The 18,136-nt window shown below is 52.2% G+C and carries 22 protein-coding genes; 17 read left to right on the plus strand and 5 right to left on the minus strand.

The features are described 5' to 3' along the window. Positions 1-96: 96 nt before the first annotated feature. The 3 genes from flgN to flgA form a co-directional block, all read right to left on the minus strand. On the minus strand, positions 97-525 hold the full coding sequence (gene flgN / locus EHN13_RS00210; RefSeq protein WP_124020692.1) for a flagellar protein FlgN: 429 nt from the start codon (positions 523-525) through the stop codon (positions 97-99). Between the two features lie 12 nt (positions 526-537). Continuing rightward, on the minus strand, positions 538-825 hold the full coding sequence (gene flgM / locus EHN13_RS00215; protein WP_061067319.1) for a flagellar biosynthesis anti-sigma factor FlgM: 288 nt from the start codon (positions 823-825) through the stop codon (positions 538-540). Between the two features lie 96 nt (positions 826-921). Then, the gene (gene flgA, locus EHN13_RS00220; RefSeq protein WP_124020693.1) at positions 922-1,692 is read right to left on the minus strand and encodes a flagellar basal body P-ring formation chaperone FlgA; all 771 of its coding nucleotides are present in this window, start codon (positions 1,690-1,692) and stop codon (positions 922-924) included. Between the two features lie 82 nt (positions 1,693-1,774). Between flgA and flgB the strand changes: the two genes are divergently transcribed. From flgB to EHN13_RS00280, 12 genes are all read left to right on the plus strand, one after another. Next, positions 1,775-2,122: a flagellar basal body rod protein FlgB gene (gene flgB / locus EHN13_RS00225; protein WP_016151840.1), complete on the plus strand. Its 348-nt coding sequence runs from the start codon at positions 1,775-1,777 to the stop codon at positions 2,120-2,122. A gap of 2 nt (positions 2,123-2,124) precedes the next feature. Further along, the gene (gene flgC, locus EHN13_RS00230; protein ID WP_115643852.1) at positions 2,125-2,556 is read left to right on the plus strand and encodes a flagellar basal body rod protein FlgC; all 432 of its coding nucleotides are present in this window, start codon (positions 2,125-2,127) and stop codon (positions 2,554-2,556) included. Further along, on the plus strand, positions 2,556-3,419 hold the full coding sequence (locus tag EHN13_RS00235; protein ID WP_061067322.1) for a flagellar hook capping FlgD N-terminal domain-containing protein: 864 nt from the start codon (positions 2,556-2,558) through the stop codon (positions 3,417-3,419). Before flgC ends, EHN13_RS00235 begins: the two co-directional genes overlap by 1 nt. Positions 3,420-3,446: 27 nt before the next feature. Further along, the gene (flgE, locus tag EHN13_RS00240; protein WP_124020694.1) at positions 3,447-4,649 is read left to right on the plus strand and encodes a flagellar hook protein FlgE; all 1,203 of its coding nucleotides are present in this window, start codon (positions 3,447-3,449) and stop codon (positions 4,647-4,649) included. 9 nt (positions 4,650-4,658) lie between these two features. Next, positions 4,659-5,396: a flagellar basal body rod protein FlgF gene (locus EHN13_RS00245; RefSeq protein ID WP_060855507.1), complete on the plus strand. Its 738-nt coding sequence runs from the start codon at positions 4,659-4,661 to the stop codon at positions 5,394-5,396. A gap of 30 nt (positions 5,397-5,426) precedes the next feature. Then, positions 5,427-6,212: a flagellar basal-body rod protein FlgG gene (gene flgG / locus EHN13_RS00250; RefSeq protein WP_115643850.1), complete on the plus strand. Its 786-nt coding sequence runs from the start codon at positions 5,427-5,429 to the stop codon at positions 6,210-6,212. 66 nt (positions 6,213-6,278) lie between these two features. Continuing rightward, positions 6,279-6,944 (plus strand): flagellar basal body L-ring protein FlgH, encoded by a 666-nt coding sequence (gene flgH, locus EHN13_RS00255; RefSeq protein WP_061067325.1) that lies wholly within the window; start codon positions 6,279-6,281, stop codon positions 6,942-6,944. A 14-nt stretch (positions 6,945-6,958) separates the two neighbouring features. Continuing rightward, positions 6,959-8,080 carry a flagellar basal body P-ring protein FlgI gene (locus tag EHN13_RS00260; protein ID WP_061067326.1) on the plus strand — a complete coding sequence of 374 codons (1,122 nt, stop codon included), beginning with the start codon at positions 6,959-6,961 and terminating at the stop codon, positions 8,078-8,080. 8 nt (positions 8,081-8,088) lie between these two features. Next, positions 8,089-8,391 (plus strand): rod-binding protein, encoded by a 303-nt coding sequence (locus tag EHN13_RS00265; protein WP_197724105.1) that lies wholly within the window; start codon positions 8,089-8,091, stop codon positions 8,389-8,391. A 98-nt stretch (positions 8,392-8,489) separates the two neighbouring features. Next, positions 8,490-9,866 (plus strand): flagellar hook-associated protein FlgK, encoded by a 1,377-nt coding sequence (gene flgK, locus EHN13_RS00270; RefSeq protein WP_124020696.1) that lies wholly within the window; start codon positions 8,490-8,492, stop codon positions 9,864-9,866. A 17-nt stretch (positions 9,867-9,883) separates the two neighbouring features. Further along, entirely contained in the window at positions 9,884-10,813 is a 930-nt protein-coding gene (flgL, locus tag EHN13_RS00275; RefSeq protein ID WP_061067329.1) for a flagellar hook-associated protein FlgL, read from the plus strand. A gap of 25 nt (positions 10,814-10,838) precedes the next feature. Next, a complete protein-coding gene (locus EHN13_RS00280; protein ID WP_115600916.1) occupies positions 10,839-11,840 on the plus strand; it encodes a flagellar hook-associated protein in 1,002 nt (333 codons plus the stop codon). Here EHN13_RS00280 and EHN13_RS00285 read toward each other — a convergent pair. Next, on the minus strand, positions 11,837-12,316 hold the full coding sequence (locus EHN13_RS00285) for a hypothetical protein (protein WP_115643848.1): 480 nt from the start codon (positions 12,314-12,316) through the stop codon (positions 11,837-11,839). The two genes, EHN13_RS00280 and EHN13_RS00285, sit on opposite strands and share 4 nt — an antisense overlap. Next, the gene (locus EHN13_RS00290) at positions 12,294-13,244 is read right to left on the minus strand and encodes a transcriptional regulator (RefSeq protein ID WP_124020697.1); all 951 of its coding nucleotides are present in this window, start codon (positions 13,242-13,244) and stop codon (positions 12,294-12,296) included. Before EHN13_RS00290 ends, EHN13_RS00285 begins: the two co-directional genes overlap by 23 nt. A 556-nt stretch (positions 13,245-13,800) precedes the next feature. Here EHN13_RS00290 and lafA point away from each other — a divergent pair. The 5 genes from lafA (at position 13,801) to EHN13_RS00315 (ending at position 18,131) form a co-directional block, all read left to right on the plus strand. Beyond that, positions 13,801-14,706 (plus strand): lateral flagellin LafA, encoded by a 906-nt coding sequence (lafA, locus tag EHN13_RS00295; protein ID WP_124020698.1) that lies wholly within the window; start codon positions 13,801-13,803, stop codon positions 14,704-14,706. A 200-nt stretch (positions 14,707-14,906) separates the two neighbouring features. Beyond that, positions 14,907-16,208, plus strand: a complete 1,302-nt coding sequence (gene fliD / locus EHN13_RS00300) for a flagellar filament capping protein FliD (protein ID WP_124020699.1) — start codon at positions 14,907-14,909, stop codon at positions 16,206-16,208. Between the two features lie 33 nt (positions 16,209-16,241). Next, positions 16,242-16,634 carry a flagellar export chaperone FliS gene (gene fliS, locus EHN13_RS00305; protein WP_003843794.1) on the plus strand — a complete coding sequence of 131 codons (393 nt, stop codon included), beginning with the start codon at positions 16,242-16,244 and terminating at the stop codon, positions 16,632-16,634. A gap of 4 nt (positions 16,635-16,638) precedes the next feature. After that, entirely contained in the window at positions 16,639-16,956 is a 318-nt protein-coding gene (locus tag EHN13_RS00310) for a hypothetical protein (RefSeq protein ID WP_061067335.1), read from the plus strand. Further along, positions 16,953-18,131, plus strand: a complete 1,179-nt coding sequence (locus EHN13_RS00315; RefSeq protein WP_115643845.1) for a flagellar hook-length control protein FliK — start codon at positions 16,953-16,955, stop codon at positions 18,129-18,131. The genes EHN13_RS00310 and EHN13_RS00315 overlap by 4 nt, the downstream gene beginning before the upstream one ends. Positions 18,132-18,136 lie beyond the last annotated feature (5 nt).

Below are 18,136 nucleotides of genomic sequence, written 5' to 3' on the forward strand. Positions count from 1 at the left end.
ATGTCATTGCAATATCCATGCCTGAATTGTAATTTCATTTATATCAATTGGTTAGACGAGGCGCGGAAAGCGGGTTTCCGCGTCAGGGAAGGACGTTTAGCGCTGGTAAATAAAATCGGGTTCAGTGCCTAAAAAAGCCTGGATAAACTCATACTGGCGGATCAGCAGATCGCCGTTTTTTTCGTTATACGCCTTGCAGCGTTTCGCTTTTTGCTCAAGGCTTTGCCACCAGCCCTCTGCGGCAATTTTTTGCACGCCAGGCAGCCAGCTAAAGACCTGTTCTATCCCTGCGCGATCGACGCTTACGCCCAGCAGTTGCAGAATAGAACGGCGCTGCTGGCTGCTGTTTTGCAACTGCTCATAATGCTGCTGAATAAGATCATTGACGGTCAGCAGCTCTTCACTGGCGCGACGGATCATACACAGACGTTGTTGTTCCAACTGGTGTCTGAGCGCGTCATACCGCGTCCCATCTTCACGGATGCCCTGAAGCAGCGTTTTCACCTGCTGTAGCCTGGTACTCACTGTTTTGGCCTCTTATTTCTGGAAAAAGCTGAGCATGTCGCCAGCCAGTTGCTGGGTATCAACCTGCATGTCGCCTGCGGCCAGCATGGCCTGCATTTGCGCCACTTTGTCGTAATTAACGTCACTTTGCGTATCGCTGTTCAGCGTTTGCTGCGCCGTTTGCAATCCCGCCTGCGTAATATCGTCGGCGGAAAGCGTCGTGGCGCTGGGCGCGCTGGTCTGTGTGTTGCTCTTATCTGAACGCGCCTGTTCGGTGGTTGATGCTGGGCGATTGCCAGGCAGAGTCGGGGTAATTTTCATAGCAACCTCGTACATATTTCGTTGGGTTGGTTATCTGTTATTGGCTAAAAGCGGCGGCAATAGCGGAAAACTTTAATCCCACCACAAAAAATCCCTTCACTGCTCGGCCGTTAGCGTGTCGACCACGCCGGTATCGTCCACCACGCCGCTGATTATCCGCTGGCTGCTGCTGTTACGAATTTTTATCACATCCCCTTTACGGCCATTCTTCAACGCCACGCCAGGCATCGAGGCGGTAATGCCAGCCATATGCGAGACGATCATCACCGGCTGGTCGCGTTTGACCAGCATCGGCTGAACCAGCTCGCTACGTGTAATTGGTTTGCCGGGTTGCAGGGCGCGCTTGCTGGTGAGGCCAATCGCCTCGTCCATATTGGTCATTAACCCTTCGCGCTGGTTGCTGATATTGAATTTTTTAAGCAGCAGGTCATCGGCGGTAATCACCGTATCGCGGGCAATCAGCGACTTTGGCATTACCACCGGGACTGACACATCGGGGCGCACCGCTACGTTGTACTGCCAGCCCGCGCTGCCGGGACAACTCACCACAAAGTTCATTCGCGTCAGAGCCATCTCCGGGGAAGAGTTAGCGGTGATTTGCGGGGCCGCCGCGCAGAGCGCGCTGGTACTCACGGCTGAGGGAATATAGATATTGAACGTGTAGCGATAGTCCTGCCACTGCTGTTTGCGCGCCAGTGCGTCAATTTCATGACTGGCGGCATCGAGAACCCGCGCGTTGATCTGCTCCCGGGCGCTGTGCTGTATGGGATGGACGGCGGCATGTACGGGTAAGACGCAGCATAAAGCCAGCAATATTTCCGCGGCAAAGGGGAAAGAAGGCTTCCTTACGTAGGAGGGTAGTTTCATAAAGTCATTTCTCATCAATCACTTAAAAGTTGGCATACATATTGCTAATAACAGCGATATCTACGCAGGAGTGATGCAAGAAATGGGAATCAGTTTTCAGCAGGCATTGGGTGTACATCCGCAGGCAGTGAAGTTACGTCTTGAGAGGACCGAGCTACTGACTGCGAATCTGGCAAACGTCGATACACCAAATTTCAAAGCCAAAGATATTGATTTTGCCGCTGAGATGCAACGGGCAAGTCGCACAAATGTTCTGCCCGAGGCTGACGTGAAATACCGTGTGCCGATGCAGCCTTCAGAGGATGGCAATACCGTAGAGCTGAATACCGAGCAGGCCCGGTTTTCACAAAATAGTATGGATTATCAAAGCAGTCTGACTTTTTTGAATCTGCAACTTAGCGGTATCAAAGAGGCCATCGAAGGAAAATAACCATGTCGTTTACTGATATTTACCAGATTTCCGGTTCGGCGATGACGGCGCAAACCATCCGTCTGAATACCGTCGCCAGCAACATGGCGAATGCGGAATCTCCTGCCAGCAGCGAGGCGCAGGCCTATAAGGCGCGCAGCCCGGTTTTTGCTGCGGTTTATAACAATAGCCTGATTGGTAGAAACAACCGTCACGGCATTGATGGCGCCAGCGTACAAGTGCAGGACGTGATGCAAAGCGGCGGGGCGGTGAAACGTTATGAGCCGCACCACCCAATGGCGGACCAGAACGGTTTCGTCTGGTATCCGGATGTCAACGTGGTCGAGCAAATGGCCGACATGATGTCTGCCTCTCGTGATTTCGAAACCGACGTTGATGTGCTGAATAACGTCAAAAGTATGCAGCAAAGCTTACTCAAACTGGGAGAAGTGTAATGAATACCCTGGCTCTGTATGCCCAATCTCAGGCGCTGGCTTCTTCTCAGGAGAAGACGGCGGTGGCTGAAAATACTGTGAGCGCCACGGCGCAAAGCAGTAACCTGGGGGACAGCAGTTCTTCCTCTACCTCGTCAACCACGGATACCAGTGGAACCAGCGATACACCGACGACGACAACGTCTACGGAAACGTCTGCAGTTGACACGTTTTTGACGCTGTTCGTGGCCGAAATTGAAAACCAGGACCCGACCGATCCGACCGATCCTACGGCCTATATCGATCAGCTTTCCTCAATGGCGCAGGTTGCCATGATGGAAGAGATGAGCGTGCAGGCGAACACCAATGCCGTGCTGATGAGCAACATTCAGGTGATGGCGCTGGGCAATATGGTCGGCGACGACATCATGGTGCAAACCACCTCGCTGGATATTGAAGACAACAGTCAGGCGATTCAGGGACGCGTCACGCTGGATGACAGCTGTACCGATGTGGATCTGCATTTCACCGATGAAGCCGGTGATGACTACACCGTGTCGCTGATCCCGGAAGGTCAAACCTCCGTCGGACCCGGCCAGGTGGATTTCGACATTAATCCTGCGGATTACGGCATCCCGCCGGGTGATTACAGCGTGTCCGTGGTGACCAATACCGGGGAAGAAGAAGTACCGATTGAGGTGACGGGCACGGTGGAAGATGTGCGTATTCCGCTCGATGGCAGCACGCCGGTGCTTAATGTTGACGGCGTTGGCGAAGTGCCTTTCACCATGATCACCCAGTTTGGCGTACCGGACAGCACCGATGACACCACGCCGCCTGATACTGACGGCGGCGATAACGCTGACAGCAATACCGTCATCTGATCTCGTTAATATTACAGGAACAAAAAAATGAGTTATGAAATTGCAGCGACGGGCCTGAACGCCGTCAACGAACAACTGGATGGGATCAGTAACAACATCGCGAACTCCGGTACGGTCGGTTATAAATCAATGACCACTCAGTTTTCCGCGATGTACGCCGGGACGCAGGCGATGGGCGTGAGCGTGGCGGGTTCCGCGCAAAGCATTTCCACCGGCGGCTCGATGGTCTCTACCGGCAATGCGCTGGATTTGGCCATTAACGATGATGGTTTCTTTGTTATGTGCGATAGCGCGGGGAACATCTCCTATACCCGCGCCGGGTCCTTTGTGACGGACAAAAACGGCTATATTGTTAACGCATCGGGCGATTACCTGCAAGGCTATCCGGTTGATGACAGCGGCACACTGCAAACCGGTACCGTAACCGATATCCAGATTAAAACCGGCAACATTCCGGCGCAGGCTACCGACAGCATGACCTTCACGGCCAACTTTGATGCCAGTGATGAAGCGGTCGATCGCACCAGCGTGCCGTTTGACCCGAATAACAGCGACACCTACACCGACAGCTACACCACCACCGTGTATGACTCGTTGGGTAACGAGCACTCGGTCAGCCAGTATTTTACCAAAACCGCGGATAACACCTGGGAAGTGCAGTACACCTTTGATGGCGAAGCGCAGACTGGCGTACCTGCAACTACGCTGACCTTCGATCCGAATACCGGCAAGCTGACCTCTCCGACCACGCCGCAAACCATCACCTTTACCACCGATGAAGCCGCGCCGATTTCGATGACCGTCGATTACTCCGACTGTACCCAGTATGGCTCAGATTTCTCTGTGACCACCAACTCCGCGACCGGCTATGCCTCCGCAACGCAAAACGGCGTGCAGGTGGATGACGACGGCAAAGTGTACGCCACCTACAGCAATGGTGAACGTATGCTGCAGGGCCAGGTTGTGCTGGCGACCTTCCCGGATGAGAGCGGACTGGAAGCGGTAAGCGGTACCGCGTGGGTGCAGACGGGTGAATCCGGTACACCGTTGATTGGCACGCCTGGTTCCGGCTCCTGCGGCACGCTCTCTTCCGGCATGCTCGAAAGCTCCAACGTCGATATCACCAACGAACTGGTCAACCTGATGACCGCCCAGCGTAACTATCAGGCGAACACCAAAGTGATTTCGACCAGTACGCAGTTGGATCAGGCTCTCTTCCAGGCGATGTAAGGCTAAGAAATGGATCGGTTGATTTATACCGCACTAAGCGGCGCCACCCAGACGCTGCAAGAGCAGCAAATTAGCGCCAACAACCTCGCCAACGTCAACACCAATGGTTTTCGTGCGGATATGGCGATGGCAAGTAATGACAAAGTCAAAGGCGGTGGCTTCGATACGCGTTTTATGGCGAAAGAGAGTCCCAGCGGCGTCAATGACAGCACCGGCGTGGCGGAAAAAACCGAGCGTCCGCTGGATGTCGCCATTCAGGGAACCGGCTATATCGCCGTGCAGGATAAAGCCGGAAACGAGGTCTATACCCGCAACGGCAATATTCAGCAGGACGATCAGGGACAACTGACCATCGACGGCAATATTGTGCTCGGGGATAACGGCCCGATCATTTTGCCACCGAATGCGATTGCCTCCTTCGGCAGCGACGGCACGCTCTCGGTGACCCCCGACGACGGTGATGTGACCGCCACGATGGATATCGATCGCCTAAAGCTGGTGGATATTCCGGTCGCCAATCTGGCGAAAAACAGCGAGGGGATGCTGGTAACGGCGGATGGCGTACCGGCCCAGCGCGATGAAAACATCAAAGTGAGCGGCGGCTTTCTGGAAGGCAGTAACGTGTCTGCGGTGAGCGAAATGATGTCGTCCATTGCGATGAACCGCCAGTTTGAAGCGCAAATCAAGATGATGAAAACCGCTGAAGATCTCAGCGACTCAGGCAACAGGCTGCTACGCGGCTCCTGAGTTGTCGCCTTTAATCAGGGATAAAGTGTTATGAACGCAGCGTTATGGATCAGTAAAACCGGCCTGTCGGCGCAGGATGCTGAGATGAGTGCGATTGCCAACAACATCGCCAACGTCAACACCACGGGCTTTAAGCGTGACCGCGTGATGTTCCAGGATCTGTTTTATCAGACTCAGGAAGCGCCGGGCGCCATGCTCGATCAAAACAACATCATGCCGACCGGAATGCAGTTTGGTAGCGGTGTGCGCATTGTCGGTACGCAGAAAACCTTCACCGAAGGGAATGTGGAAACCACCGACAATACGATGAACGTGGCCATCATGGGGCAAGGGTTCTGGCAGGTGCAAAAGGCCAACGGCGATATTGCTTATACCCGTGACGGCAATATGCAGGTTAACGCTGACGGCGTGTTAACTAACTCTGAAGGCCTGCCTCTGCAACCGGAAATTGATGTTCCGGCAGGCGCGACCAACGTGGCGTTTGGCGAAGACGGCACCGTGACGGCGATCTTGCCCGGCGACAGCGATCCTACCGAATTGGGACAACTGACGCTGGTGAATTTCGCCAACCCGGCGGGGCTTTCAGCGGAAGGCGACAACCTGTATCTGGAAACGGCAGCCAGCGGTCAACCGACGGAAGGTATTCCGGGGGAAGATGGTCTGGGGACTTTGCAGGACAGCGCGCTGGAAGGTTCGAACGTAGATATCGTTAACGAAATGGTGGCGATGATCAATGTACAGCGCGCCTATGAGATGAACGCCAAAATGGTCTCTGCGGCAGACGATATGCTGCAGTTTATTAGTCAGACGCTGTAATTCAGGCATGTGAAATGCCGGATAGCGGCAACGCCATCCGGCAAAGTTAAAGTAAACAGGCAGAACGTGAAAAATTATCTCTGGCTGGTGGTACTGCTTCCCCTGTTAAGCGGGTGCGAATCGCAGGCTCTCCTGGTCAAAAAAAATGACGAATACTTTGCTCCACCCAAAACGGAAGCGCCGCCAACGGCGGATGGCCGCGCGGGAGGGGTGTTCGAAACGGGTTACAAGTGGTCGCTGACGGCGGACCGTCGCGCTTATCGGGTGGGCGATATCCTGACCGTGATGCTGGAAGAATCCACCCAGTCGAGCAAACAGGCGAAAACCAATTTCGGCAAGAACAATACCGTGGACATCGGCGCGCCGACTATCTTTGGCCATACCAAAGATAATCTGTCTGGCTCGGTTGACGCCAATCGTGATTTCAACGGGACGGCGACCTCGCAGCAGCAAAACAGTTTGCGCGGCGAAATTACGGTGTCCGTGCACTCGGTACAACCGAACGGCATTCTGGAAATTCGCGGTGAAAAATGGCTCACCCTCAACCAGGGGGATGAGTACATCCGCCTGAGCGGTCTGGTGCGTGCCGATGATATTCAAAACGACAACTCCGTCTCCTCGCAGCGTATCGCCGATGCGCGAATCTCGTATGCAGGGCGTGGAGCGCTAAGCGATGCCAATGCGGCAGGCTGGCTGACGCGTCTGTTTAACCATCCTCTCTTCCCGATCTAATGCAGGATTTTACTATGCAACACTTACGCGGGCGCTGGATGAAAGCGTTAAACGGCATCGTTATCGCGTTGAGCCTGGCGCTGCCCGGCACCACGCAGGCGCAGTCTCTGGAGTCGCTGGTCAACGTCCAGGGGATCAGGGAAAACCAGCTCGTCGGCTATAGCCTGGTGGTGGGGCTGGACGGAACCGGGGATAAAAACCAGGTTAAATTCACCAACCAAACTATCACCAACATGCTGCGCCAGTTCGGGGTACAGCTGCCGAGCAAAATCGATCCGAAGGTGAAAAACGTCGCGGCGGTGGCGGTCAGCGCGATGCTGCCGCCCATGTACTCGCGTGGGCAGACCATTGACGTTACGGTCTCGTCGATTGGTGATGCCAAAAGCCTGCGCGGCGGCACGTTATTGCTCACCCAGCTACATGGCGCGGATGGTGAGGTTTACGCCCTTGCACAAGGGAGCGTGGTGGTCGGCGGGATGAACGCCACCGGGGCCAGCGGCTCCAGCGTTACAGTCAATACGCCGACTGCCGGGCTTATTCCTAATGGTGCGTCGGTGGAACGTGAGATTCCCAGCGATTTCCAGATGGGCGACACCATCACGCTGAATCTGAAGCGTCCCTCTTTTAAAGACGCCAATAACATTGCGGCGGCGATCAACGCCTCGTTTGGCGGCATTGCCACCGCGCAAAGCTCGACTAACGTCAGCGTCCGCGCGCCAACCAGCCCCGGTGCGCGCGTCGCCTTTATGTCGCAGTTGGATGACGTGCAGGTGCAGGCGGAAAAAGTGCGCGCCCGCGTGGTGTTTAACTCACGTACCGGTACGGTGGTGATGGGCGATGGCATCGCCCTGCACGCGGCAGCGGTATCGCATGGCAGCCTGACGGTTTCCATCAACGAAAGCAGCAACGTCAGCCAGCCGAATGCCTTTGCCGGCGGTCGTACGGCGGTTACGCCGCAGAGCAATATTTCGGTGAACCATGCCCGTCCTGGCATGATCTCTTTGCCTGAATCCAGCAGCCTGAAAACGTTGGTTAACGCCCTTAACAGCCTGGGCGCCACGCCGGACGACATTATGTCTATTTTACAGGCGCTACATGAAGCCGGGGCGCTGGACGCCGATCTGGAGGTGATTTAATGGCCGACATCAAAGTGAATCATAGCGGCGGCATTGACGGCAGCGATGCATTAATGGGGCCGAAAATCAAAGCGAACGATTTGCAGAAAGCCGCTCAGCAGTTTGAAGCCATTTTCTTACGCAACATGCTGAAAGAAATGCGTAAAACCAATGAGATCTTCGACTCGAAAGACAACCCGTTTAACAGTGACTCGGTGCGCATGATGCAGGGATTTTACGACGATCAGCTTTGCAACAGCCTGGCCCAGCAGCACGGCATTGGGATTGCGGCGATGATCGTTAAACAACTTTCCCCGTACCACAAAGGATAAAGGTTGCGCGGCGGCTTAAGAACCGGGGTTTTTAAGTCGCTCTTAATCGGCAAGGTTGTTAACGACAGACCGGGTGACTGACCGGCAAGGACTCTTTGATGGACATGATTAACATTGGCTACAGCGGCGCATCGACGGCGCAGGTGGAGCTTAACGTAACCGCGCAAAATACGGCGAACGCCATGACCGACGGTTACACCCGACAGGTTGCCATCACCAGCACCATTGGCGCCAGCTCCGGTTCGGCGAACAGTGCGGGTAACGGCGTGCAGGTTGACAGTATTCGCCGCGTTTCAAACCAGTACCAGGTGAACCAGGTGTGGTATGCCGCCAGCGATTACGGCTACTACAACACCCAGCAGGAGTATTTAACGCAACTGGAAACGGTGCTCAGCGACGATAACAGCAGCCTGAGCGGCGGTTTTGACAACTTTTTTGCCGCGCTAAACGAAGCCACCACCAGCCCGGATGATTCCGCCCTGCGTGAGCAGGTGATCAGTGAGTCCGGCGCGCTGGCGCTGCGTGTGGATAACACGCTGGATTACATCGACTCGCAAAGCAGTGAGATCGTCAGCCAGGAACAGGCGATGGTGGCGCAGGTGAACACCCTGACCAGCGGCATTGCCAGCTATAACCAACAGATCGCTGAAGCTGAAGCCAACGGCGATAACGCCTCTGCGCTGTACGATGCTCGCGATCAGATGGTCGAACAACTCAGCGGCATCATGGACGTGCAGGTCAATATTGATGATGAAGGTAACTACAACGTTACGCTGCAAAATGGTCAGCCGTTGGTCAGCGGGCAGGAGAGTTCTACCATCGAACTGGATACCAACGCCGACGGCACGCAGAGCATGTCGCTGACCTTTGCCGGAACGACGTCATCGATGAACACCGATACCGGCGGCTCGCTGGGGGCGTTGTTTGATTATCAGAACCAGGTGCTGACGCCGCTGACGGGAACCATTAACAGCATGGCGTCGCAATTTGCTGATGCGGTCAACACCCAACTGGCGCAGGGCTACGACCTGAACGGAAATCCCGGTGAACCGCTGTTTATTTATGATGAAAACTCATCTGACGGCCCGCTGGAAGTGAACCCGGATATCACCGCCGATGAGCTGGCGTTTTCCAGTTCGCCGGACGAAAGCGGCAATAGCGATAACCTGCAGGCATTGATCAACATCTCTACCGAACCGCTGGACATTGACGGCCTCGGCAGCGTAACCGTGGGCGAAGCCTGTTCATCGATCATCAGTAATATCGGTATTTACAGCCAGCAAAACCAGACGGAAGCGGAAGCGGCGGCCAACGTTTACTCCGAAGCGCAGAACCAGCAGAGCAGCGTCAGCGGCGTGAGTATGGACGAAGAAGCGGTGAACCTCATTACCTACCAGCAGATTTACGAGGCCAACCTCAAAGTTATCTCAACGGGCGCAGATATTTTCGACTCTGTGCTGGAAATGTGTAGCTAATCGGGAGAGGAATGAATATGCGTGTGTCTACTCAGCAATCTTATGTGTCCATGACGCAGAGTTTTAACGACCTTTCCAGCGATCTGTCTCATGTGGTTACGCAGATGGCGACCGGGAAAAGCATTCTGCTGCCGTCTGACGATCCTATCGCGGCAACCCGTATTACCCAGCTTAACCGCCAGCAATCGGCCCTCGACCAGTATCAGAGCAATATTGACTCCGCCACAGCGGGTATGAGCCAGCAGGAGTCAATTCTGGATGGCGTTAATAACGATCTGTTGGCGATTCGCGACGATCTGCTGGAAGCCGCCAACGGCACTAACACCGCCGATTCGTTAGCCAGTCTGGGGCAGGATATCCAGTCGATGACTGAAGCGATGGTCTCGGCGCTGAATTACCAGGATGAAGACGGCCACTATGTGTTTGGTGGAACGGTCAACGATCGGCCGCCGATTGTCGCAGTGGATGAAGACGGTGACGGGGTGACCGACAGCTATACCTACCAGGGTAACGGCGATCATCGCCAGACCACGGTTTCCAATGGCGTGGAAGTGGATACCAACGTGGCGGTCAGCGATTTCTTCGGCGATAGCCTGGATGTGCTGAACACCCTGACGTCGTTGTCGAAGGAGCTGCAGGATCCGTCGATTGACCCTGCCGATCCGCAGGTACAAAGCGATCTTGAAAGCGCTATCGATACGGTGGATAACGCCTCTGATGCACTCAATGCTTCTATTGCCACTATTGGTGAAACGCAGAATACGATGACCATGCTGAGCGGCGCGCAAACGGATATCACCACTTCTAACGATCAGCTGATTAGCCAGTTGAGCGATCTGGATTACGGCCCGGCCTCGATTACCTTTACCGGTCTGGAAATGGCGATGGAAGCCACCTTAAAAACCTACTCCAAAGTGAGTGAGTTGAACCTTTTCAGTGTGATTTAACAGTCAGCAGCAGCCCAGGAACAGTATGCAGGTCGGTTTAAATACAACATCACTCTCCGGTAGCGGAGCGCTCAATCCTTCAGTGCAACAACATAACGTTGCGCAGAATGCCCCTGTCCGTCAAAAGTTACCCGCAACGGCGAGTGATTACCCGGCCTCTCCACTCATTACCACCCGGCCTCAACGCTACAGCGTACAGCTCAACGATCAACTCACTACGTTGCAGCAGGCCGATCACTATCTGGGGCAACTGGAACAGCATTTGCTGGATTATCGTCACGCATCGCGCCGCGGCGGGCAGGCGCAGCAGCAAAAGGGCGCTGAACTTTCCCAGTGGCTGGAAAAACGGCCGTCCTTATCCGGCGGCGCGGTTGACCGGCAGCTGCGTCCGGTTCTGCAGGGCGAAGCGCGAGTGACCTTTCACTCGCCTGACCTGGCGCAGATGCTGCAAAAAAACGCCATCAGTTCACGTATGTTTAGCGTTTCCGATGGGCGGCAAATGCAGCACTCTGCGGTGGTGATCGGCGAGGAGCTGGATCCTGGGCAGTACAGAATGATGATGAGTAATGCGCTGCGTCGTGTCGGCGTACAGGTGCACGAGCAGCAGGGCGCGATGAGCTTTTCCACCGCGGAAAAGCAGTGGCCGCAGATCCAACAAACCCTGAGCGTACGCGATATTGACGCTAAGTCATCAACGTTTACTCCGCTCAAGACATTCGCCGATCCCTCTCGTTCAGAAGATCTGCTGCAACAGCTATCTCAGGGGAGTAAACGCCCACAGGATGGTTTACAGCAAGCGCTGGACGCGATTGGCGATCAGCGTGCGCAAATGGCCGCCCAACAGGAGAAGGCCCGGCAACTGATTGACGGAATGGCGCGTTTTCCGCAGGCTGAAAGTGCGATTAAAGCCTCTGAATCACTCGGTGGGGTACTGGATCATGCTAATCACAATTATCAGGTATTAGCCCAGGCGGTAAATGGACAAGCCCGGCTTTCCAGCCAGACAGTCCGGAGCTTATTAAGTTAATTTGTCTGACATGCTTTTGTTGAAAAAGTAAATTCAGAGGGGTCTGTAACTAACAGACCTCCAACATCTTGAGTAAAGAGTAAATTTTGCTGCGGGTTTAAATGAATCCACCATGTATGCAGGTTATGCTCAACAATAAAAGAACTAAAATTTGATAAGCGGAGATCGTTTTTATCTGCTTTCGCATCGCTAAAATGAAGCTCGCCTTGTTTAGATGGTCCTGCAGAACGATTAAGACAAGTAGAGATCTCGAATATCGAAGGCGCCTGATTATTTTGTTCCAAAGGGATGAGGGTGAGAGCCGTATCCTGGTGCTGTGGACTCAGAATAAGTTGGTAATGTGCACTCTTTTCGGTGTTAAGATCGTAGTTGGCAATAACAGTCTTCTCAATGTTAGCATAGGCCATGATACTAAAAAATAAGGAAGAAATAGTCAGGGTATAGAAAAAGTAATTATTTGCATTTTGGCATTTCATTTAACATTTTCTCCACTTCTTTAATTAAAATACCATTCATTTCGTTATCTTTATTTAGCCAGTTATCAAAACTCAGTGCTAACTGCCAGCTATCATTGCATTGGTTGCTAATCACATTAGCTAATGCAAGCTTGTTCAGCGATACCCGATAATACAACGTCATCGAGGCATTATGGCTGGCCAACTGCTGATTGATCTGCTGTATGCCGGGGAGAATATGTTGTGAAACAAGCGATAACGATTTCTTATTCTCACCCGGATCGTAAAGTTGATATACCGTAACACGGTTGGCATTTTCTAGTGTCTCTTTAACCAGTTGTGGGCTTTCTTCCATTTTAGTGGCAGACGGCGCTTTAAAATAAGAGATTAGGGCGAACAGCGACAGTGCGATAACGATAACGGGTAAGGTAATCAGAACGGCTCGGTAAGAATGACGTTTAATTGCCGTTTTTTTCTTATTTTTTTCTGGTAAGATTCTGTTATATAAATTTATTTTTTCATGTTCTGTTGATGCGCATAGCGTATCAGACACGAGAGCTTCTATAACATCTCCGTGCGCTTCGACTTCATAACTGAGGCTGACATCAGCCTTATTTTCATTAGGATCAATGGTTTCAGTCAGGTAGCTTTTATTAAATAAATACCCTTTTTTGGGTATGGTTTTTATGATTTCCTGTTGTTTACCATCATCATCGATAGCCACGCGCAGGGCATGAATAGCTGTTGGTAGACTATTGCCACCGACGATACGATTCTTCCACACTGCAGTCATTAAAAATGAACGAGATAAAACGACATCGGCATTTTTAGCTAATGTCTCCAACAGAATAAAATGGTATTCGCCCAGGCGACGGATCTCACCTGTTTCACAATGGATTAATGCATTAAGCGAGGAATCCATCCGCCAGTTGTTGACTACAATACTCATGGTTTTTTATACCCGTGCAAGATTTTTATATCCCTGGTGTCACACCGTTAAAAATCAGTGCATTAAATTTCTGGAGAAATTGAGATGTTTTTCTGGCTGAGAAACAACAGCCTGATTGGTATTGAGCGTTTTTTGTTCTGTCCTCAAAGGGATTGGAAATGTAGCGAAAGTGTCTGAGACTCACAATATAAAAATACAGGGTATTTGCAACTAAATGTAAAATAAGGATTAAACAGAAAATTTTAAAGTATTCTTGGTTGAGGATAATCTGATTGCTATCATGATGTTATCCCTGCAGATACGTAAGTAATCAACCCATTATTAGATATTTCTAATAATCTTTTAATTAAATCTTGATTGAGTTCTTCCTTGCATAGTGACTGTTTTGGTACTAAAGCACGGAAAGCTAAAATAGATGGACAGGATGTTTGTCTCTTTAGCTAATGATGATGTGAAACGCGTAAAAAATTTTTTTGCTGTGCTTTAAGTTTTTCGAACGGGTGGTCGTTTTTACAGGGTATCGAAACGAAAACGATTATTCCCAAGGAGCAGTACCATGTTATCGATCAATACTAATACCGCATCAATGGCAGCTGTTAACGCTATCAACAAAAGCAGCGCATCTCTGTCTACTTCTATGGAACGTCTGGCGACAGGTAACCGCATTAACTCTTCAGCTGATGATGCTGCGGGCAAACAGATTGCCAGCCGCCTGACTGCACAGTCCAACGGCATGGGCGTTGCACTGAGCAACATTCAGGATGCAACCGCAATGCTGCAGACTGCAGATAGCATGTTTGACGAGATGACCGACGTGCTGGGCCGTATGAAAGATCTGTCCACCCAGGCAGCGAACGGAACCTACAACAGCGACGACCTGCAGGCGATGCAGGATGAATACGACGAGCTGGGTCAGCAGATGTCCGATATGCTGCAGAATACCACCTACGGTGGTACTAACCTGTTTGGTACGAAAGCTACCAGTAACACTGGTGTTTCAGGCCTGTTCCAGAGTTCAGTGACCTTCCAGGTAGGGGCTGAATCATCTGATACCATGACAGTAGATATCTCCAAGCAATTGGGTTATCTGGTTGACGATCTGAATGATGTCAGTAACTCTTTCCTCACTGACAACGCCACCAACGTGAGTGCATCTGGTACTGAGCTGACAGCTTCTGCAGGTGCAGCTAACAACATGATCAGCACCATCCAGACTGCAATGGACGACGTGTCCAAAATCCAGTCCAAACTGGGTGCGTCTATCAACCGTCTGAACGACACCGCAAACAACCTGACCAGCATGCAGGACAACACCAACGTAGCTATCGGTAACATTATGGATACCGACTACGCGACGGAAGCGTCCAACATGACCCAACAGCAGGTACTGATGCAAACCGGTATCACCATGCTGAAGCAGTCCAACAGCATGTCCAGCATGGTTTCCAGCCTGCTGCAGTAATTCTGTTCAGTGGTGAAATTGTGCCATTAACAACACCGCCGACTGGCGGTGTTGTGCTTTCAGCGGCAGAAGGTTGGTCAGGATGTTTCCTGTTCAACGGAAATTCGATTTCCGTATGCTTAGTAATTAATTGATTTTAAATGAAATTAAAACTGGCATACATTTTGCTTTAATACCGATAACGTCGCACGGAGTTATTCATGATCAACCCTAGAACCATGGCGAAAGCCGCAGCCTATGCTGATATCGCCACGCAGAGCGCCAACCTGCAACAGCAGCAGGCAGAGTTGGATGCTGAAAGCAGCGGGCTTGATTCGCTGAGCACGGCATTAACCGATTTCCAGTCGGCTATTGATGCCTTGAACAGTGATACTGCTGGTCCACTGACCTTTTCAGCGACATCGAATAACGACTCTACGACGGTTTCTGCCAACTCGGAAGCGCAGGCGGGAACGTACTCATTTTATGTTAGCAAGCTGGCACAGGGGCAGCAGTCTACCTTCCAGATGACAGACAATATTTATGAGGCGACCGGTACATTTGATCTGACCATGGAAGATGGCAGCAGCATGGAGATCGATCTTTCTACGGCCGATAGCGATAACGATGGCTATATCGATGCCACCGGGCTGGTTGATGCTATCAATAGTTGTGACGAAAACCCGGGCGTTTCGGCTGCGCTGGTGAAAACAGATGGCCAGACAACCATTATGCTGACATCTGACACTACCGGCGCACAAAGTGGTTTCACGGCGACAGTGAATGGCACGGTCATTGCCAGCCCGGAAACCGCGATGACAGCTCCACAAGATGCGGAAATTAATCTGGGAGGTAAGGATGGGCCGGTCATCACCAGCAGCAGCAATACCTTCGATGATGTGATTCCTGGTGTGACCATGACCTTTACGGAGGTCAGCGATCCAGACGATGCCAGTGATGTCACGACGATTACTGTGGCAGAAGACTCCAGCGCTTCACAGGCAAAAGTACAAACCTTTGTTGATGCCTATAACACTCTTGTCGACACAGTAGATTCATTAACCAGCAATGGCGGTGATGGTTCTAATCCTGGTGTTTTCGCCGGTGACGCCGGGCTCAGTTCATTAACCAACCAACTTGATGATATCGCCCACTCATACTACGACGGCGTATCGATTGTTGATTATGGCATCTCGCTTGATTCCGACGGTCATTTAGAAATTGACTCCGATAAGTTTAACGAAGCGATGGAAGCGAACCCGGATGGCCTGACGTCGATTTTTGTCGGTGATGACAGCATGGTTGCACAGATGGATGACCTGATGGACAGCTATCTGGACTCCAGTACCGGCATCATCACTATGCGTGAAGACAATATTGAGGATCAGCAGAGCAAAATCCAGGACGAAAGCGATCAGCTTACAGAAACCTATAACACCAACTACGAACGCTACCTGGAAGAGTACACCAATACGCTGATTGAAACGTACACCATGAAAGTGAGTATGGCCGCGTTTATGTAAGCGACCGGTTTAGTAAAAGAATAGAGAGTCAATATGTACGACACGCAGGATGGTTATTCGCAATACAAAGAGATGGATCTTGCTGCCCGTACGGCAGCAGCGTCACCTCTGGAACTAGTGCTGGTGCTGTTTTCCGGTTTGATGGACGAACTGGAACGCGCCAAAAGCCATATTGAAAACAAACGCTATGAGCGTAAAGCGCAGAGCATCAATAAGTGCATCGATATTCTCAACGCTCTAACCAGCTCGCTGGAGTTTGAAACGGGCGGCGAACTGGTGGTGAATCTGTCCCGACTTTATGACCACTGCGTCTATCGTCTGTATGAAGCCAGCGGCGAACTGTCGTTAGAAAAAATTGATGAAGTGATCCTGATCCTGACGAATCTGCGCACAGGTTGGGAAGGTTTGTCGGCAAAGCTGGGGTAAGACGATGGAAAGAGAACGCCAGCAACAACAGCTTTATGCCCTGGTAAAAGAGATGAACGACGCCCTCGATCAACAGCGTTGGCGGCGATTACCCGGCCTGCATCAGCAGGTAATGCGTGTTTTTCATGAATATGAAGCCTGGGAAACGGATGCCAGCGCGTTGCGCAAGGTCAAAGACAACATGCTTTCGGCATTTGAGGCGCTGATTGCGCGGCGAACTCAGCGTGCGGAAGAACTCAAAGCGCGAATGGATAAACATCAGCAAAACCAGGAAGGCATGTTGGCGTACTCAATGGTTAATTTAATGTCGGAGAAGGCATGAATCCTGTATTACTGGCCTCGGCCAGTGCGTTGGCAGAGGCCACGCCTGAAAAAATGGCTATTTCGGCTCCAACGACTCCTGCGGGCGGTAGCGCGTTTGCATTACCGCAGAGCGGGCTTAACGTGGTAGCTGAACGCCTGATCGGCGCAAAAGTCAGCCAACAGCAGGCATCGACGGCTGAGCACAACCACGATGACGCAGATCCTGCGGCCATGCAGGCATTGCTGGCGATGCTGTTGGCGCAACCGGCTCAGACGGCAACGCCCGCGGCGGCGCAGAAGCAGCCCGGCGGCGAAGTGCTGAAAATGCTGGCGCAGGCGCAAAACACGGGGGCCGGATCTTCGCTTCTGCGCCAACTGGCGAGCGCGATGGCCGGGCAAGGAAAAACGTCCACGCCGTCGGCTGAGCAGCACGCCACCGATTCATCGTCATTGCCGCCAAAGCTGCAAACGTTACTGGCGTCAATGACCGAGGATTTGCCTCAGGCTACCCCGGATCAACAGGCTAAACTGGCGACGTTCTCTGCCCAGGATCTCCGTGCGATTGCGCCTGAATCCGCATCGCTCTCGCCCTCACAGCAAATTTCCGCTCGGATGAAATCAGCACAGAATGGCGTTCCTCGCCCAGTGATAGAGAGAAAAACGTCTGCTGTACCGGCGAATCCAACGCTCTCTACGCAATCCTTGCTGAATACGGCGGCGCAGGGCAATCAGCCGGTGAACGCCCTGAGCGACCACAACATCGCGTCGACGCAAGTTTCCGCACCCGTCACGGTATCAACGGAGGAACTCGGCGAGAAACTGACCGCATTGCTCAAAGACAGAATTCAATTCCAGTTGGGCCAGCAACAGCAGGTATCGACCATTCGTCTTGACCCGCCATCGCTTGGCAAACTGGAAATTGCCGTGCAACTGGATGCAGGCAAGCTGATGGTGCACATCGGCGCAAATCAGAGCGATGTCTGCCGTTCGCTGCAGCAATTTAGCGATAACTTACGTCAGCATCTGACAGCGCAGAACTTCATGGAAGTGAATGTTCAGGTCTCTTCTGAGGGGCAATCGCAACAACAGCAACAGCAACAGTCTGGTCATCAACAGGACGAGGTGACATCAGCGTTAATGCTGAATGATGATCCTCAATTTCAACGGAATGAATCCGTTCTGATCAAAGTGTAAAAGCA

The organism is Citrobacter youngae, from assembly GCF_003818115.1.
GTDB lineage: Bacteria > Pseudomonadota > Gammaproteobacteria > Enterobacterales > Enterobacteriaceae > Citrobacter > Citrobacter youngae.

What these genes read in the sequence shown, in the direction of transcription:
- flgM (WP_061067319.1), bottom strand. Translation starts at nt 825, where the DNA reads ATGAAAATTACCCCGACTCTGCCTGGCAATCGCCCAGCATCAACCACC.
- flgA (WP_124020693.1), bottom strand. Translation starts at nt 1,692, where the DNA reads ATGAAACTACCCTCCTACGTAAGGAAGCCTTCTTTCCCCTTTGCCGCG.
- flgB (WP_016151840.1), top strand. Translation starts at nt 1,775, where the DNA reads ATGGGAATCAGTTTTCAGCAGGCATTGGGTGTACATCCGCAGGCAGTG.
- flgC (WP_115643852.1), top strand. Translation starts at nt 2,125, where the DNA reads ATGTCGTTTACTGATATTTACCAGATTTCCGGTTCGGCGATGACGGCG.
- EHN13_RS00235 (WP_061067322.1), top strand. Translation starts at nt 2,556, where the DNA reads ATGAATACCCTGGCTCTGTATGCCCAATCTCAGGCGCTGGCTTCTTCT.
- flgE (WP_124020694.1), top strand. Translation starts at nt 3,447, where the DNA reads ATGAGTTATGAAATTGCAGCGACGGGCCTGAACGCCGTCAACGAACAA.
- EHN13_RS00245 (WP_060855507.1), top strand. Translation starts at nt 4,659, where the DNA reads ATGGATCGGTTGATTTATACCGCACTAAGCGGCGCCACCCAGACGCTG.
- flgG (WP_115643850.1), top strand. Translation starts at nt 5,427, where the DNA reads ATGAACGCAGCGTTATGGATCAGTAAAACCGGCCTGTCGGCGCAGGAT.
- EHN13_RS00260 (WP_061067326.1), top strand. Translation starts at nt 6,959, where the DNA reads ATGCAACACTTACGCGGGCGCTGGATGAAAGCGTTAAACGGCATCGTT.
- flgK (WP_124020696.1), top strand. Translation starts at nt 8,490, where the DNA reads ATGGACATGATTAACATTGGCTACAGCGGCGCATCGACGGCGCAGGTG.
- flgL (WP_061067329.1), top strand. Translation starts at nt 9,884, where the DNA reads ATGCGTGTGTCTACTCAGCAATCTTATGTGTCCATGACGCAGAGTTTT.
- EHN13_RS00280 (WP_115600916.1), top strand. Translation starts at nt 10,839, where the DNA reads ATGCAGGTCGGTTTAAATACAACATCACTCTCCGGTAGCGGAGCGCTC.
- EHN13_RS00285 (WP_115643848.1), bottom strand. Translation starts at nt 12,316, where the DNA reads ATGAAATGCCAAAATGCAAATAATTACTTTTTCTATACCCTGACTATT.
- EHN13_RS00290 (WP_124020697.1), bottom strand. Translation starts at nt 13,244, where the DNA reads ATGAGTATTGTAGTCAACAACTGGCGGATGGATTCCTCGCTTAATGCA.
- lafA (WP_124020698.1), top strand. Translation starts at nt 13,801, where the DNA reads ATGTTATCGATCAATACTAATACCGCATCAATGGCAGCTGTTAACGCT.
- fliD (WP_124020699.1), top strand. Translation starts at nt 14,907, where the DNA reads ATGATCAACCCTAGAACCATGGCGAAAGCCGCAGCCTATGCTGATATC.
- fliS (WP_003843794.1), top strand. Translation starts at nt 16,242, where the DNA reads ATGTACGACACGCAGGATGGTTATTCGCAATACAAAGAGATGGATCTT.
- EHN13_RS00310 (WP_061067335.1), top strand. Translation starts at nt 16,639, where the DNA reads ATGGAAAGAGAACGCCAGCAACAACAGCTTTATGCCCTGGTAAAAGAG.
- EHN13_RS00315 (WP_115643845.1), top strand. Translation starts at nt 16,953, where the DNA reads ATGAATCCTGTATTACTGGCCTCGGCCAGTGCGTTGGCAGAGGCCACG.